The 15,773-nt window shown below is 44.6% G+C and carries 14 protein-coding genes; 3 read left to right on the top strand and 11 right to left on the bottom strand.

Annotated features, from left to right (window positions below):
• The first annotated feature begins 74 nt into the window (after positions 1–74).
• Complete coding sequence (locus tag MHB63_19585) at positions 75–1,340, top strand: glycosyltransferase (protein ID MEK3808732.1); 1,266 nt, start codon at positions 75–77, stop codon at positions 1,338–1,340.
• 21 nt (positions 1,341–1,361) lie between these two features.
• Here the strand turns inward: MHB63_19585 and MHB63_19580 are convergent, their stop codons facing one another.
• The 3 genes from MHB63_19580 to MHB63_19570 are packed head-to-tail and all read right to left on the bottom strand — an operon-like array spanning position 1,362 to position 4,086.
• Positions 1,362–2,054, bottom strand: coding sequence for a DapH/DapD/GlmU-related protein (locus MHB63_19580; protein MEK3808731.1), 693 nt, complete (start codon positions 2,052–2,054; stop codon positions 1,362–1,364).
• Positions 2,055–2,066: 12 nt separating this feature from the next.
• Entirely contained in the window at positions 2,067–3,089 is a 1,023-nt protein-coding gene (locus MHB63_19575; protein MEK3808730.1) for a glycosyltransferase family 1 protein, read from the bottom strand.
• A 13-nt stretch (positions 3,090–3,102) separates the two neighbouring features.
• A complete protein-coding gene (locus tag MHB63_19570; protein ID MEK3808729.1) occupies positions 3,103–4,086 on the bottom strand; it encodes a hypothetical protein in 984 nt (327 codons plus the stop codon).
• Positions 4,087–4,220: 134 nt separating this feature from the next.
• On the opposite strand from MHB63_19570, the gene MHB63_19565 reads away from it, so the two are divergent.
• Positions 4,221–5,216 (top strand): DUF4855 domain-containing protein, encoded by a 996-nt coding sequence (locus tag MHB63_19565; protein ID MEK3808728.1) that lies wholly within the window; start codon positions 4,221–4,223, stop codon positions 5,214–5,216.
• 68 nt (positions 5,217–5,284) lie between these two features.
• On the opposite strand, the gene MHB63_19560 is transcribed toward MHB63_19565, so the two are convergent.
• The 4 genes from MHB63_19560 to MHB63_19545 are packed head-to-tail and all read right to left on the bottom strand — an operon-like array spanning position 5,285 to position 9,397.
• Entirely contained in the window at positions 5,285–6,268 is a 984-nt protein-coding gene (locus MHB63_19560) for a glycosyltransferase family 4 protein (protein ID MEK3808727.1), read from the bottom strand.
• Positions 6,269–6,271: 3 nt separating this feature from the next.
• Positions 6,272–7,210, bottom strand: a complete 939-nt coding sequence (locus tag MHB63_19555; protein ID MEK3808726.1) for an NAD-dependent epimerase/dehydratase family protein — start codon at positions 7,208–7,210, stop codon at positions 6,272–6,274.
• A 1-nt stretch (position 7,211) separates the two neighbouring features.
• Positions 7,212–8,288 (bottom strand): Gfo/Idh/MocA family oxidoreductase, encoded by a 1,077-nt coding sequence (locus MHB63_19550; GenBank protein ID MEK3808725.1) that lies wholly within the window; start codon positions 8,286–8,288, stop codon positions 7,212–7,214.
• Positions 8,285–9,397 (bottom strand): DegT/DnrJ/EryC1/StrS family aminotransferase, encoded by a 1,113-nt coding sequence (locus tag MHB63_19545; GenBank protein ID MEK3808724.1) that lies wholly within the window; start codon positions 9,395–9,397, stop codon positions 8,285–8,287. The genes MHB63_19550 and MHB63_19545 overlap by 4 nt, the downstream gene beginning before the upstream one ends.
• Positions 9,398–9,630: 233 nt before the next feature.
• Here MHB63_19545 and MHB63_19540 point away from each other — a divergent pair, with 233 nt between their 5' ends.
• Entirely contained in the window at positions 9,631–10,917 is a 1,287-nt protein-coding gene (locus MHB63_19540) for a nucleotide sugar dehydrogenase (GenBank protein ID MEK3808723.1), read from the top strand.
• 48 nt (positions 10,918–10,965) lie between these two features.
• Here MHB63_19540 and MHB63_19535 read toward each other — a convergent pair whose 3' ends face one another.
• From MHB63_19535 to MHB63_19520, 4 genes are all read right to left on the bottom strand, one after another.
• Positions 10,966–11,682: a lactate utilization protein C gene (locus tag MHB63_19535; protein ID MEK3808722.1), complete on the bottom strand. Its 717-nt coding sequence runs from the start codon at positions 11,680–11,682 to the stop codon at positions 10,966–10,968.
• Positions 11,663–13,102 (bottom strand): LutB/LldF family L-lactate oxidation iron-sulfur protein, encoded by a 1,440-nt coding sequence (locus MHB63_19530; GenBank protein ID MEK3808721.1) that lies wholly within the window; start codon positions 13,100–13,102, stop codon positions 11,663–11,665. Before MHB63_19530 ends, MHB63_19535 begins: the two co-directional genes overlap by 20 nt.
• 1 nt (position 13,103) lies before the next feature.
• Positions 13,104–13,826 carry a (Fe-S)-binding protein gene (locus MHB63_19525; protein MEK3808720.1) on the bottom strand — a complete coding sequence of 241 codons (723 nt, stop codon included), beginning with the start codon at positions 13,824–13,826 and terminating at the stop codon, positions 13,104–13,106.
• Between the two features lie 110 nt (positions 13,827–13,936).
• Positions 13,937–15,715: an L-lactate permease gene (locus tag MHB63_19520; GenBank protein ID MEK3808719.1), complete on the bottom strand. Its 1,779-nt coding sequence runs from the start codon at positions 15,713–15,715 to the stop codon at positions 13,937–13,939.
• Positions 15,716–15,773: the final 58 nt, after the last annotated feature.

Genomic DNA, 15,773 nt, shown 5'->3' with positions numbered 1-15,773 from the left:
TATGCAAAATCTTTTGCTTTTCAACCAAATAATTTTGCATATATATAAGAAAACTACTTCATCAGGGGGACTTCATGAAAAATCTTCAGGATGATATCTTACACATTCTTAATCTTCCGTCCTTAAATGAGGCTATTTTGGAAAACAAAATGAAAAATACGAAAAGCAGGGAATATATGCTGAACGCTGCTGTGTCATCGGGTAATGCCCAGTACCCACAAGCGTGGCTCTGGCTCTTTAGAGGAAGAGAAGAATGTCCGGAAGAAAGCATGTTTTCAAAGCTGATCCAACAGCATTTTCAAACGGATAAATCCTCCTTACATGTTCTGCATGGATCCATTGAAATCGCCAATCAGATGAATACCTTGTCAAAAGGATTAAGAAAAATGGGGATAGTAAGTGATTCGCTGAACTACTATCCGTACTACTTGAATTTTCAAAATGACTACACATGGGACTTAAGAAATCAGCGCAGCACCACTGAACTTAATATTAAACTCAGAAAGCTTGCTGAAGAAATGATCATGAAGTATGATTTGTTCCATTTTCATTTCGGAACAACCATGACCTTTGATTATTCTGACTTCCAGTTGCTGAATGATGCAAAAAAGCCAATGGTCATGCACCATTGGGGGAGTGATGTAAGAATGCACTCGATCGCTTTAAAATCAAATCCTTATGCTCTCGTTAAAACAAATAATGAGCGGGCTATTCAGCAAAAACTGCAGACGCTCTCCGGTCACATTAAGCACTGCATCATTCCTGATTATGAGCTATATCCGTATGTAAAAGACTACTATGAACATGTCCATATTGTTCCATCAGCCATAGACCTGACAACTTATCAGCCTGCCGCGGCAAACAACAAAAATGATATGCCGCTTTTTGTTCATGCTCCGACTTCTCCTTATATTAAAGGAACCGCCCACATCCTCAAGGCAATTGATAAGCTGAAAGAAACATACAGCTTTCAGTTTCGGCTTGTGCAGGGTATGAGCCACAAAGAAGCTAAAAAGATCTACGAAAAAGCAGATGTCATTATTGATCAGCTCCATATCGGCAGCTACGGTCTATTCAGCGTCGAATCTATGGCACTTGGCAAGCCGGTCGTCTGCTATATTTCAGATGAAATGCAGCATCACTATCCAAAAGGCCTGCCAATTATTACTGCAAATCCGGATACAATAGGCTCTGTGCTGGAAAACCTGCTGCAAAACCGGGATGGTTTTCCCGAGACAGGCAGAAAAAGCAGGATATATGCAGAAAAGCATCATGACTCATCCGCCGTTTGCCCGCTCATTCAAAACATCTATCAATCTGCACAAAATAACCCCTGCTGATGCCGGCAGGGGTTTTACCACTTATTTAATGACTCTTGCAGGGTTTCCAACCGATGTCTTATTCGCGGCCACATCCTTGGTTACGACAGCTCCTGCCCCAACAACGGCATCTTCATGAATCGTAATCCCCGGAAGCAGTGTTGCATTATTGCCGATCTTTGCACCCCTTTTAATAATTGGCCCCTGATAAGGATAGTTTCCGGCGCCCATGTATTTATCATTGGAGGTTGATACACATGGCCCAAGAAAAACGTTATCCTCAATAATCATATCAGCGGTTACATAGCAGCCGGTCTGGACAGTGACTCTGTTTCCAATCAGCGTATTTGTCTCTACGATGACATTCCTGCCGATGATTGAATCCTCTCCTACCTCCACTTTTTCACGGATGCTTGAGAGATCACCGACAAAAGCCCCTTGCTTCAGCAGCAGGTTCCTGTACAGCACCGTGCTGCAGCCGATGCGCACGTCATCTTCAATGACAAGCGGAGTAAGAGCTGCTCCGGGCTTGCGCGCCATTTTTTTGTTTTTGGATGTTGTTTTCCCAAGAACGGACAAGTCGCCGATTTGCACCCTGTTTCCAATCTTAGTGTCTTTTTTGATGATAACATGATGGCCGATTTCGGCGTCATTGCCAATTTCAACATTTTCTTCAATGACAACATGCTCACCGAGGACGACATTGTTTCCGATTTTTGCTGAAGGATGAATCATACAGCCACTCCTTTACGAGGAAACTTCCTTATAAATATCCAGCAGAAACGGCATGACTACAGAAGCTTCATGATACCTTTCTACATATTTCCTGCCCGCCATGCCAAGTTCTTTAAATCGATCAGTGTTTTTAAGAAGACCTTTAAGTTCCTGATATAGCGTATCGGGATTTGCTGAAACAATCGGCAGACTTTGAGGAAGGTTTTCCTTAATATCCGGGCGGATGTAGCAGACAACCGGCTTGCCGAGCGCCATGGCTTCCACACTCAGATTTCCATATGCCCCGCACAGAATTTGATCGATGACAATGTCCGCACGCTTATAAACGGCAACCGCTTCTTCATGGCTCATTTTTTCTACACGGATATATTCAAAGGAAAATTTCGCCTTCAGCTTTTCAATCGTCTGCTCAATCTGCTCCGTCCCTTTGAACTTTGGAAGAGTCGGTGCATGAACAATCAGCGGTTTTTTCGTTTTAGCTGGATACACAGGAATATACTTATCTGTTTCAATCAGTCTTGGGAGAATATAGACTTTCTTTTTTCTGGCATGATAGTACTCTTTCACATACTCGTATAATTCATGATCCTGGACAATCGCAGCGTCCGCCACTTCTGCAAACAGCTGCAGGCTGTTATGAATTTTTTCGGCATCATGGGACGCTTCTGTATTCACATAAGGGTTTTCGTAGTTAGCTCCCTTTCTCGCAAGTTTAGGAGCTCTCACATCATTTCCCCTGTGATGCATAATGATTTTTTTCCCTGCCTGTTTTAATAGTTCAAGATCCTTGTAGCTGTCCATAAACGAATAGCCGTTGTGAAGATGGTAAATGTCATAATGATCAAATGAATTTTCAAAGATCTCCATTAACTCAAAAGCGTCAGTATTAAACGTTTGCTTGTAATCCAGGTAACTGATAAAGAAATTATACGCTCCGGATTGATACCCGTATTTTCTGAGCTGGGAGCTGATCAGGCCTACTTGCCCCGCAATCTCTACAGGAGCATGCATAATTTTAATGTTTTTATCAAGCATTCTGATCAGCTCCTTACAATGATTTGTAAATCTCGAGAAGGTAATCGGCAACGACGCTGCTTGCATGGTACTTTTCAGCATATTTTCTGCTTGCTTTTCCGATTTCCGTCATGCGACTCCGGTCTTTTAAAAGATCCATGAGCACCTGGTCGAGGTTATCAGGATTGGCGATGACGATTGGAAGTTCACTTGGAAATTTCTCCTTCACATCATCCCTCACGAACGCAACCACAACCTTGCCCATTGCCATTCCCTCCACACTCAGCATGCCGTATGATCCGCACATGATCTGATCGATGATGATGTCCGATCCGCTGTACATGGCAAGAGCTTCTTTATGGCTTTTCTTTTCAACCATCTGATAGTCAAACGGTACTTTCCCCTTAATTTTATCAATGGCAGCTTCTACATGTTCTGATCCTTTAAACTCACGGTTTGTAGGAGCATGGATGATGACAGGCACTTTGTTTTCTCCAGGGTATCTAGGACTGAACTTATCAAGGTTGCAGGCGAGCGGCATAATATAAACTTTCTCATAGAAATCGGCGACGTGGTTGATCATTTCTCCGTCCTGAACAATGGCTGTCTTAATGTATTTGGAGTTGAATGCAAGGTGCTCATGAATTTTTTCATCCGAATAATATCCGATCGGAAGTGGATATGGATTGTATTTCTTCACGTTTCCGGCTGTGCGCACATCTGATCCCCAATGCTGCATGATCAATTTTTTGCCTGTTTCCGCAAGACTCGGCAGGTCATAATTACCCGTTAGAAATGTATTCCCATTATGAAAATGGAGAACATCTGCATTTGCGACAATGTCTGATACAACATTTTTAAGCTCAAATAAATCAGTATTAACAACATGGGAATGATCATAGTTAATATAGCTGTGAAACCAGTTAAACCCTGCTGCATCATACCCTTTTTTTCTTAATTCATTGCACAGAGTACCCATCTGTCCGGCAATTTCAGTTGGGCAATGGACAATCTTCATTTACAACACTCCTTCTCGCATATCTTATTCCGTCTCCGAAAGAAAGGTTATAAAATTGATGTTTTCACACATAACCTTTTATAGTAAAGCGCCATATGCTGTACAGGAATGACACTTAAAGGAGTGATTGCACGTTGTCTGGATATTTAACGGCAAGTGAGCTTTCCATCCACAAATCGATTTGCATGCTTCCATGCGGGGGCATTTCAAGTCATGACAGAACAGACTGGACGGCCGATGAATTAGCATTTTATCAGACTAATCAGGAAAATCCTGCTACACCTCAATCTTTATTCAAAAGTTTTATCTTTAATCCTGTTTCTTTCAGAAAAGACCATTTTATTCACCCGATGTTCACCGGCTTCGGCGAGCAGGCGGATGTAGCGGACTGGACCCTTGCGATTGAGCACTTCTTTAAAAAAGATGCAAATCTTTATGCACTGAATCAGACAGCTCTTGAACGGACTGAAGTATGGGCAGCCGTTCCATACCCTGCTCACCATCAGAAAGATTTCGGTTCAGTTAATGGAAAGAAACTGGATTTCTCTTCAAATGATGACCGCCTGCTGGCTGTTAAATGGTGGATCGATCAGTTCCTTTCAAGATGGGAAAAAGAAAAAGCCAGTTTGTCAAAGCTTGATTTTAAAGGGTTTTTGTGGCAGCGCGGCTCGATTCAGGAGAATGATGAGCCTGTTGTAACCGGCTTTACCAGCTATACGAAGGAAAAGAACGTTTACTCTTTTTGGCTGCCGTTCTTAGGATCCTACGGTGCCATCAAATGCAGGGAGTTTGGGTTCGATGCGGCTTGTGTCCACTCCAATTATTACGGAAATACTCATCTTGATTACAATTGGATTATTCACTCTACTAATTTTGCGCAGTTCTACCACACCGGTCTTCAAATTGTATACGGCAAAGGTGTCACCTTTAACGACACCCACATTCTGGACTATTTGAACTGGGGAACAAAAGCTCTGTATATGACAAACGACGCAGTGATCGTCTATCATTTTCCTAAACAGACTATGAAAAGTATTTTCACAGAAAACCGTACCACATACGGGCAAATCGCCTCATTTTTAAACAAAACATACAAATGGACTCCTTATCCAGGTATGCCATACAAATAAGGACAGAAGAAAAGCCGCTCTATTCAGCGGCTTTTTTCCATGTAAGAAACCGGCTTTTCAGGCCGCTCTTATAAATTTTTATAAATGCTTATCAGTTCATCTACAACAACATGCTTGCAGTGGTAGGCTTCTGCGTACTGCCTGCCCTGTCTGCCGATGGTCTCCCTCAGCTCGGGATGCTTAAGCAGACGCTCTACTGCATCGTATACGGTTTCCGGATTAGCATTTACGATAGGAAGCGTGTCAGGAAATGTATCTACAAGGTCAGGTCTGACAAACGTCACGACCGGCTTGCCGAGCGCCATGGATTCAACGCTTAACAGGCCGTATGAACCGCAGAGAATTTGGTCCACAATAATATCTGCTTCTTTGTAAAGGGAAATGACTTCATCATGATTCATTTTTTCAATGCGCCTGTAGGTAAATTCATAGCGGCCCCTGAGCTTTTCAATAGCCGCTTCAACATGTTCTGTCCCTTTAAAGTCAGGATTTGTTGGCGCGTGAAGGATGAGCGGAACTTTCTTATGCTTTGACGGGTATGACGGCGTGAACTGGGAAAGATCAATCGCGATTGGCAGGACATGCACTTTTTCATAATAATCCTTTACATACTCATAAACTTCATAATCCTGGACAATCGCTTCTGAAATAAATTCAGACACTTTGGTTAAACGTTCATGCATGACCTCGTTTGGCGGAGAGTCACCTGTATAGGCAAACGGATTTTTCTCTTTTGCCTGCTCATGAAAACGCACATCGTTTCCCCAGTGATGCATGATCATCTTCTTTTGCTTCGCAAAGATTTTTTCAAGGTCACTGTATTGTTTGCACATCGTGGTATTGTAATGAAAATGAAAGAGATCATGCTCCTCAATCAGCCGGTCCTGATTCTTTTTCAGAAATTCTTCATCGGTGTTCACCAAATAATCCTTATACCCTAGATACGAGTGAAAGGTGTTGTAGCCAAGGGACTTATAGCCTTTTTTCTCAAGGGCAGAACTTAAAATGCCCATTTGCCCGGCGATCTCAGTCGTTCCATGAAAAATGTTCATCGTTCACGATCCTTTCAGCCATTGATGCGTTTTTGTAAGCCCATCAAGAAGAGAATGCCGGTTTTTCCATCCAAGCTCCCTTTCTATTTTCCCGGTATGAATACATCTTCTTTGCACCACATCGACCGTTCTCTTAGGCGCAAACGTATTGCCGAGTGTCTCGTTTGCTGCTGCTTTTTTCACACTCGCTGCCAGCTGCAGAATGCTTGTTTCTGTACCCGTGCCGACATTGTATTTTTCACCAAGGGCAACATCCGACACGGCCGCAAGAATCACCGCATCCATCGCATCCTCAACATACGTAAAATCGCGTGTCTGCTTTCCGTCCCCAAAGATCTCAAAAGGCTGATTGCTCCCCGCTGCATCGAAAAATTTGGCGATGACACCGCAATATGGATTCGATATCAGCTGTCCCGGACCGTAAACATTTGAAAAGCGAAGGGTTGTGACAGGCAGTTGGTACATATTAAAATAAACGTCGCAATAATGCTCGGTTGTAAATTTGCTGGCTGAATAAGGAAGCTTAATGTTGTAATAGGTTTCAGGTGTAGGAAGGATCTCTGCATTGCCGTATACAGAAGCTGTAGAGGCATAAACAAACCGCTTCAGCTGCGGAGACAATTCCTTTGCCTTTCTTAAAAGCGTGAATCCCCCAAGAACGTTCGTGTGAAAGTCTGAATAAATGTTGTCTACAGACAGGACAAGATTTTTGCAGGCGAAATGAAAGATATAATCGACTTTCGGGAGGATGTCATCCAGCACTTTTTCATCTGTTATACAGGCTTTATAAAACGTGATTTTATCTGTCTCAGGAATAGCTTCAAGCGTACCGGTAGACAGATTGTCAATAATAAAAAGATGGTCTGAAGTTGGAAGCAGTGTTTTTACAAGCTGCGAACCGAGAAAGCCTGCTCCACCTGTGACAAGGACATTTCCGAACATGTCAATCCCTCTTTTCTATTAACATCGATAAAGTGGAGAAATCGTTCATTGGCAGATAGACAGGCTGACCGGTTAGGGCTGACTCGTAAAGGGCAAAAATGATTTCCATCGCTTTCTTTCCCTCATCTCCCGAGATAAGCGGTTCAGAGGATTCATGACGTATTGAATCAATCAGGTTTTCATACATGGCAAGCTGCTCATCAAACGTACGGGAATACGCTTCAAGTTCCTGAATATCCAGTTCACATCCTTCTGCATGCCACCTCGAGACTCTGCTCAATGAAGGCCCTTCTACCGAGAGCGTTCCTTTTTCGCCGAAAACTGAAAGGGCATACCCGATATTTGCAGGCTGGGAGATCACGTTTGCCTCAATCACTCCCTTAGCTCCGTTTTCAAACGTAACCATTCCAAGCGCGGCATCTTCTGTTTCTTTCGTCATATTCTTCTGAAGAATTTCTCCCGAGACCTTTTCTGCATTTCCAAGAAACCATTGCATGAGATCAATCAGGTGAATTCCCTGATTAAGCAGCATTCCGCCGTCATGCTTCCATGTTCCTCTCCAAGGTGCAGACTCATAATACTCTTTCGACCGGTTGATTCTGATTGAAGCAATCGCGTAATAAGGTGTACCGATTTTTCCCGCTGCAATAACTTCCTTCATCTTTGAGAGCAGCGGCAGAAACCTTAGCTGGTGGCAAACCATTACCCGTTTTTGCCTCATTTTGCTCAGTTCAATGATCCCATCTGCTTCTTTTATAGATAATGCCATAGGTTTTTCTAATATGACGTGTTTATTTGCATTCAGTGCCTCTATGGCCATTTTGAAATGAAGACTTGAGATGACTGTAATGACGATGACATCAATGTCCTGATTTGAAAGCATCTCCATATAGTCTGTATACGGGACAACGTCCTTATCTTCACCTGCTGCTTTTTTGTAGTCTGCAATGGCTTCAGCCATCCGGTCTTCTTTTAAATCACTTACGGCTTCTAGAGAAGCCTGAGAGCAATCTGCAATGGCTTTCACATGGCGTTTTGAAATAAATCCGCATCCAATCAGTCCGAATCTAACAGTCATTTTACATCCCCGCCGAACGCCAATTTCAAGGTTTGGATGATTTTTTCCTGCTCCTTTTTAAATAAGAAAGGATGCATCGGCACCGCAAACAAAGTGTCTGACAGCTTCTCCGCTGCAGGGAAATCGCCTTTTCTGTAGCCAAGAGACCGATATACGTCCTGCAAATGAAGACACTGCGGATAATAGACTCCAGATGCTATGCTGTTTGCCTGAAGCAACTGCAGACATTCATCTCTTTTTTCAGATTGAAGGCAGTAAAGATGGTAAATATGAGTTCTGTCTTCGGATACTGCTGGACATGAAAGTCCTTTTATGGAAGCAAGTTCCCGTCCGTATTGATCGGCAAATCCCTGGCGCATGCCGTTCCACTCATCAATCCGTTCAAGAACTACAAGCAGAATGGCCGCATGGATTTCATCAAGCCGGCTGTTGTATCCGATTGAATCGTGATAATACTTCTTCGACGTGCCGTGCATTCTGAGCTTTCTTAACTTCGCTGCAAGCTCAGCATTCGAGGTTGTGATGATGCCTCCGTCGCCAATTGTGCCTAAATTTTTTGTAGGAAAAAAAGAGAAGCAGGCAACATCTGCGAGACTGCCGGCTCTTTTCCCCTTGTAAGATGCGCCAAAAGCCTGGCAGGCATCTTCTATGACCGTAAGTTTGTGTTTTTTGGCAAGAGCATTCATCTCATCCATATCAGCCGGCTGACCGAAGATATGAACGGGAATGATGGCTTTTGTTTTTTCCGTGATCGCTTTTTCCACTTTTACAGGATCAAGATCAAAATTCTTCGGATCGACATCTGCAAATACTGGAGTTGCCCCGACCCTTGAAATGGCTTCTGCACTTGCGAAAAACGTAAACGGAGAAGTAATGACTTCATCGCCCGCTCCGATGCCAAGTGCATCAAGCACCATGACGAGTGCATCTGTTCCATTTCCGACAGCGATGCTATCCGTCACTCCGATTTTCGCTGCAATTTTCATTTCCAGCTCAAGCACTTTCGGGCCGAGAATATACTGTCCGGAATCATACACTTTTTCTATTTCCTTAAACACTTCTTCTTTTATCGCTTGAAATTGTCTCTGTAAATCTACCAGATTGATCATAATCTGCTCCTTCTCTGATGAATTCAAGTTCGCATACACCACCATTAATGTATGAAAAAGGGAAGGCGGGTGCTACGGCATGTGACCAATTACCTGAGCTAACCTTGTACTTTTCTCCGTTTTTTTCGTTATCTGCCTATTTTTCATATCTAGTTGATTGTCTATGGCGGATAAAAAGATTGTGCATAACATAACGAGACTAAACTACCAAGATAATGCGAGGAGATTTGAAAGTGGCAGATAAATACAAAGGTAAACTTGCAGTCATAGGTTTAGGTTTCGTTGGCCTGCCCCTATCTGTTACATTGGCGGAAAAAGGATTTCAAGTGTACGGAATTGATGTGGACGGAAGAAAAATTGCCTCTTTAGCAAATAAAGTCAGTTATATAGATGATGTGAGCCATGAGCGGCTGAAGAACGCAGTGGAAAATCAGAATTTCATTCCGACCGGCGATTTTGACATCATGAAAAGTGTACAATCGATAATTGTATGTGTGCCAACACCTTTAAAAGATAAGAACCCGGATTTGAAATACGTTGAGAGTGCTGGAAAAGAAATTGCCAAACATCTTCAAAAAGGGCAGCTGGTCATTTTAGAAAGCTCCACATTTCCAGGAACGACAAAGGACGTCCTGCTTCCAATGCTCGAACGGGACGATATGAAGGCGGGAATCGATTTTTATCTGGCAAATTCACCGGAGCGAATCGATCCAGGCAATAAGCAGTATGCCGTGACACAAATACCAAAAGTTGTGGGTGGCATTACACCTGCTTGCCAAAAAGCGGCCTACGATCTTTATTCGCAAGTATATGATCAGGTCGTGCTTGTGTCCTCTGCTGAAGCGGCAGAATTAACGAAACTGCTGGAAAACACCTTCCGTTTCATTAATATTTCATTTATGAATGAAATGGCGGTTTTATGTGATGATCTTGGCATCAATATTTGGGAAGTCATTGATGCGGCTTCTACAAAACCATACGGGTATACACCTTTTTATCCCGGACCGGGCATTGGGGGACACTGTATTCCGGTAGACCCGCTTTACCTGCAGTGGAAGCTTCAGCAGTCACAAAAAAGCAGCGGATTTATTTCACTGTCTGATCACGTGAATGACAAAATGGTGACGTATGTGGCGGAGCGCACAAGAAAGCTGCTCGGGGAAAAAACGGATCCGAAAATCCTTTTATACGGGGTAACGTACAAAAAAGACGTGGCGGACATAAGGGATTCTACTGCTGTTGAAGTGTTTGAAACAATAGCAGAGTCAGAAACCGATGTATCCTATCATGATCCTTTTATTCCGGTCATGACCATCCATGGAAAAGAGTACAAGAGCATCGATTTAACAGAAGAGGTTCTGAAGGAAGCGGACATTGTGGTTATTTTAACGGATCATACCCAGATCCCCCTTGACCTGATCGCACAGCACGCATCCATTATTTTTGATACGAGAAACGTGACCAAAAATCTGCCTGATGCAGACACATTGTTCCGTCTTGGAGACGGCAGGAAAGTCTGAGCTGCCGATGCAAAAACCCCCGTCTGCCCATGCAGACGGGGGTTCATTTTACAGATCTGTGACGACAATATAGGATGCTTTAATTGGTCCATGTACACCGACAATCAAATTGAGCTCTATATCCGCACTGTTGCTCGGACCGGTAATAAAGTCTGCGCATGACGCTAGATGTTCTCCGTTTTTCAGGTGTCTGCGTATATGTTCAGCCGCTTGAGTGAGCCTTGGTACAAGAGTGCTCAGCGGCACAATACATAAATAGGTCTTTGGAAGAAGATGGATCGATCTGCCTTTATCCCTGCTGCTGAACTGGACAACCGTTCCTGATTCAGCAAGCGTAAGATCGCTGAAAGCAATTCCGATGTCAGCCCGTTCGCACGCGGTGATATTTTCCTCAGCAAGTTCATGGTTCCATTCATGAACGGAGGTCCCCTTCTCCTTCCACAAAGCCATATAGTTCTCGCCTAATGCTTCAAAGCGGGGATCCTTGGGAATGACTGCTGACTTTGCGCCGTAGTCATTTATCACATGCTGCACTTTTTCAAAAAGACCTTCTTTGTCCGTTTCCATATACTGCGTATGAATAAGCAGACATTGTTTTTTCAGAACGCCGGCAAGCTCTTTTTTACTGCTGTTTCTGTATACATCCCATTGGGGATTCGTCTGCCAGTCCGGTTTCGTCACTCCAGAAGATCTTCTGCTTCGGCCAAGCTTTGCTGCAACATTTTCAAGGAAAGAGTCCCGGTTTTCAATGGTGCCTGTTTTCATCACGCTTCTCCTCCCTCTTTTTCATCCAATCTCTGAATCTTTCTTTGCTTGGTGCCGGGAAATCTCTCACATCTGTCCACGGCTTGATTGGACCCGGGCCTTTTTTGACCATGCCTGAGCTCGTAAATGGAGACATAACAGCGGAGGCTGATTTCGTCCCCGCGCTGTAGATGCCCGGAGAGCTTGCGGCGAGCTGATAGCCTTTCATGGCAAGCTTTTCGCCAAAGGCAGATCTGCCTTCTTCTTCTACCATTTTTCTTCTATGTTTGATTAAAAGCTCATGCAGCGGTATTTTCACAGGACAGGCATCCGTGCAGGCTGCACAAAGCGAGGAAGCATAAGGAAGCTCCTTATAATCGTCATATCCCCCGAGCAGCGGCGACAGAACAGCTCCAATCGGGCCTGCATAAATCGATCCATAGGAATGCCCTCCGATATGGCGGTAAACCGGGCAGACATTGACACATGCCGCGCATCTTATGCAGTGAAGCGCACTTTGAAACTCGGTGCCGAGAATAGCGGATCTCCCGTTGTCGACAATCACCAGGTGAAACTCCTCAGGTCCGTCTGCATCACCGTCATCTCTTGGCCCTGTCAAATTCGTAATATAACTTGTCAGTTTTTGACCTACCGCACTGCGGCAAAGGAGACTCACAAGCACATCCAGCTCCTCAAAAGTCGGGACAATGCGCTCCATTCCCATGACTGTAATCTGCGTTTTCGGCAGTGCCGTGACAAGGCCTGCATTTCCTTCGTTCGTGACAAGACAAATCGAGCCTGATTCCGCTACGGCGAAGTTGCATCCTGTAATTCCAAGATCTGCGCTAAGGAAATCCTTCCGCAGCTGTTCTCTTGCAAACAGGGCAAGCTCTTCAGGCAGCTCAGTTTTGTCGTACCCCCGTTTTTCTTTAAACGTGTCACGGATTTGCTCCTTGTTTTTGTGCAGGGCAGGCACAACAATATGTGAAGGCGGGTCATGATCATCGAGCTGGAGGATGTATTCTCCGAGGTCGGTTTCAATCACCTCGCACCCTGCTTTTTCAAGCGCTTCATTCAGATGGATTTCCTCTGTGACCATGGATTTGGACTTCACGATTTTTTTTGCCTTTTTTTCAAGGGCTATTTTAGTGATATATTCGTTTGCTTCTTCTTTCGTAGAAGCAAAAAATACGTGTCCGCCCCTTTTGGATACATTCTCGCTCAATTGCTCTAAATAATAGTCAAGGTTTTGAAGAGTGTGCGTGCGGATCTCTTCCCCAAGTTTTCGCCATTCTTCCCAGTTGCCGAGCTCTTCTGTTGCCTGCAGTCTTCGCCCCTGCATCCTCTCCTGCGCAGAAGCGACTGCTTTTCTCATAAACGGATTGCTGACGCCGCTTTCAACCCGGTTGAAAAAGGAGTCATTGCCTATTTTCATCGGCATATCACTTCACCCCGCTGTTCAGCACTTCGGCTATGTGCATAACTTTAATTGGAATGCCTTTCCGGTTGATTCTTCCGCCGATGTTCATCAGACATCCGCAATCGGCTCCAATCAGAACATCAGCGCCGGTTTCCTGAATATGAGTGACTTTCTCATCCACCATCTGTTCTGAAATCGGAACCATTTTCACAGAAAATGTGCCTCCGAATCCGCAGCAGTCCTGACTGTTTGGAAGAGGCGTCACTTCAAGGCCGTCTACATGCTGCAGCAGCTTGTCCGGTGCGTCTTTCACACCGAGCAGGCGGGTCATGTGGCAGGATTTGTGATACGTCGCATTTGCAGGGAAACTAGCATTTACATCTTCTATTTTCAAAACCTCTACTAAAAACTGAGTCAGTTCATAGGATTTCTTTGATAATTGGCGGGCACGGTCTCTCCATAGAGGATCCTCCTTGAAAAGCTCCTCATACTCATGCAGCATGGCCACACATGAGCCTGATGGACCGACAACATAATCAGATGCTTCAAATACCGAGATCATATGCTTGGCGACTTCCCGTGTTTCTTTATGATAGCCGCTGTTATAAGCAGGCTGACCGCAGCACGTTTGTGCAGCCGGAAAATCAACCTCGCATCCTTGCTTTTCAAGAAGTTCGACCGTGTTTTTTCCTACATTTGAATAAAAGACATCTGCAAGGCACGTGATAAACAATGATACTTTCACTGGTTCCCCACCTCTTTTGCAAGAATTTTCTTACTTTTAGTATACATGAACTTCGAGGGCTAAACGAAGGAAAAGCGAAAGCTGCCTGAGTTCGGCAGCTTTCTGATTGTTTATAATTTCATCGTTTTGCTGTCTGATAGCTCCGCAGCGCGCTTTTGCCCTGTTGCCACGATGTAAATCGCTGCCATCGCGATGGCGACGGCCACATAGGACCCTAAATTAAAGATGCCCTTTTGCGAATACCAGACGATTGAATACCCAACCGCCCCTGATAAAAGCGCGTAATACGTAAACGGGAAGATTGTTTTTCTGATGACAATACCTTCTTTTCCAAACAAGCCGACGACGGCAGATGCAGCGACTACGTTATGTACGCAGATCATGTTTCCAGCTGCACCGCCGACTGCCTGAAGCGCTACGATCCATGTTGGATCCACGCCGATTTTTGAACCTACATCGTATTGAAAAAGACTGAACATCATGTTGCTGACTGTGTTGCTTCCGGCAATGAACGCCCCGATTCCTCCGATAAAAGTAGCAAAGAACGGCCAGAATTCCCCTGCAATGGCAGCTGCACCATTTGCAAGTTCAATCGGCATTTTATCAAATCCTGCAGCCCCGCCGCCTGAATTGATAAATACCTGCACCATCGGCACAGTGAATATAAGCGCAGTAGATGCGGCGAGAGTTGTTTTGGCTGATTGTGACCATGCATTTTTGTATGCGCTTCCATTCATACCGTGCAAAAAGTACGTGATGAGGGATACAAGGATAAAAATCGTACCCGGAAGATAAAGCGGCTGAAAGCTCGCGCTGACTTCAGAGCCGAACATGTTGGGAAACGAAACGACCCATGACTGCAGCCAGCCCATGACAGGGAGCGTTTTTAATCTTGAGATGACCAGAAAAAGACCTACCAGAACATATGGAGCCCAGGCCATCATCATGCTCATGCTTCCGCTTTTGTGTGAAATATCCTTGATTTCAAGTGATCCGCTCCACTCAGGATCCCACTTTGATTTCGCCTCAAAATCCCATGCTTCTTCTTTTGGAGGCATGAGAAACCCTTTTTTCGCTGCAAAGACCACGATGGCAAGACCGGTCAGACCTCCGATCATGGAAGGAAACTCAGGACCGAGAGTATTGGCGGTAATGACATATGGAATGGTCATGGCAAACGCAGAGAAAAGGGCAAATTTCCAGACCTTTAATCCTTCAGCAAACGATTTGTTTTTTCCAAAATATCTTGTCATTAGTGCAACGACAAACAGCGGAATCAGCGTACCTGCTATCATATGAAGAATAGCAACTTGTCCTCCAATTGCGGTAACAAGAGCGAGAAAGTCTCCTGTTATGGATGTGTCTGCAGAAAGTCCAGTTTGTACACCCACAAGCATTGGCGTGCCAACCGCACCGAATGAAACGGGTGTGCTCTGGATCACCATTCCGGCAATAACCGCTGCCATTGCAGGAAAACCGAGGCCGACCATAAGCGGCACTGCAACTGCTGCAGGCGTGCCGAATCCGGATGCTCCCTCGATAAACGATCCGAACAGCCATGCTATGATGATCACCTGGATCCGTCTGTCAGTCGAAATATCTGTGAATCCCTGGCGGATCGTTTTTATTCCGCCGCTTTCCTGAAGTGTATTTAAAAGCAGAATGGCACCGAAAATGATGTAAAGAAGTGTTCCTGCGACAACCAGTCCATTGACAGATGCTGCTGCAACTGTTGCTCCGGGAACCTTCCACACGAACAAGGCAAGCGCAATGGCTGTTATGTACGAAATGGGCATTGCTTTGCTTGCCGGCCATCTTAACCCTACAAGAAAAATTCCTACTACTAAAATCGGCAAAAGTGATAATAGTCCCAGCATACCCGTGCTCACTGATATTCCCCCTTTTCTGTATTGTATTGCGCAACACAATTTCACTTCGTTTGCGAGG

It is taken from the genome of Bacillus sp. FSL H8-0547 (genome assembly GCA_038002745.1).
Lineage (GTDB): Bacteria > Bacillota > Bacilli > Bacillales > Bacillaceae > Bacillus_P.
The sequence above is the reverse complement of the archived record's forward strand: the minus strand, read 5'-3'. Positions and strand labels throughout refer to the sequence as shown.

Bases quoted from the DNA above. Each gene is read 5' to 3' on its own strand.
- MHB63_19560 (MEK3808727.1), bottom strand. From the start codon at position 6,268: ATGAACATTTTTCATGGAACGACTGAGATCGCCGGGCAAATGGGCATT.
- MHB63_19585 (MEK3808732.1), top strand. From the start codon at position 75: ATGAAAAATCTTCAGGATGATATCTTACACATTCTTAATCTTCCGTCC.
- MHB63_19545 (MEK3808724.1), bottom strand. From the start codon at position 9,397: ATGATCAATCTGGTAGATTTACAGAGACAATTTCAAGCGATAAAAGAA.
- MHB63_19570 (MEK3808729.1), bottom strand. From the start codon at position 4,086: ATGAAGATTGTCCATTGCCCAACTGAAATTGCCGGACAGATGGGTACT.
- MHB63_19555 (MEK3808726.1), bottom strand. From the start codon at position 7,210: ATGTTCGGAAATGTCCTTGTCACAGGTGGAGCAGGCTTTCTCGGTTCG.
- MHB63_19550 (MEK3808725.1), bottom strand. From the start codon at position 8,288: ATGACTGTTAGATTCGGACTGATTGGATGCGGATTTATTTCAAAACGC.
- MHB63_19530 (MEK3808721.1), bottom strand. From the start codon at position 13,102: ATGCCGATGAAAATAGGCAATGACTCCTTTTTCAACCGGGTTGAAAGC.
- MHB63_19575 (MEK3808730.1), bottom strand. From the start codon at position 3,089: ATGCTTGATAAAAACATTAAAATTATGCATGCTCCTGTAGAGATTGCG.
- MHB63_19535 (MEK3808722.1), bottom strand. From the start codon at position 11,682: ATGAAAACAGGCACCATTGAAAACCGGGACTCTTTCCTTGAAAATGTT.
- MHB63_19580 (MEK3808731.1), bottom strand. From the start codon at position 2,054: ATGATTCATCCTTCAGCAAAAATCGGAAACAATGTCGTCCTCGGTGAG.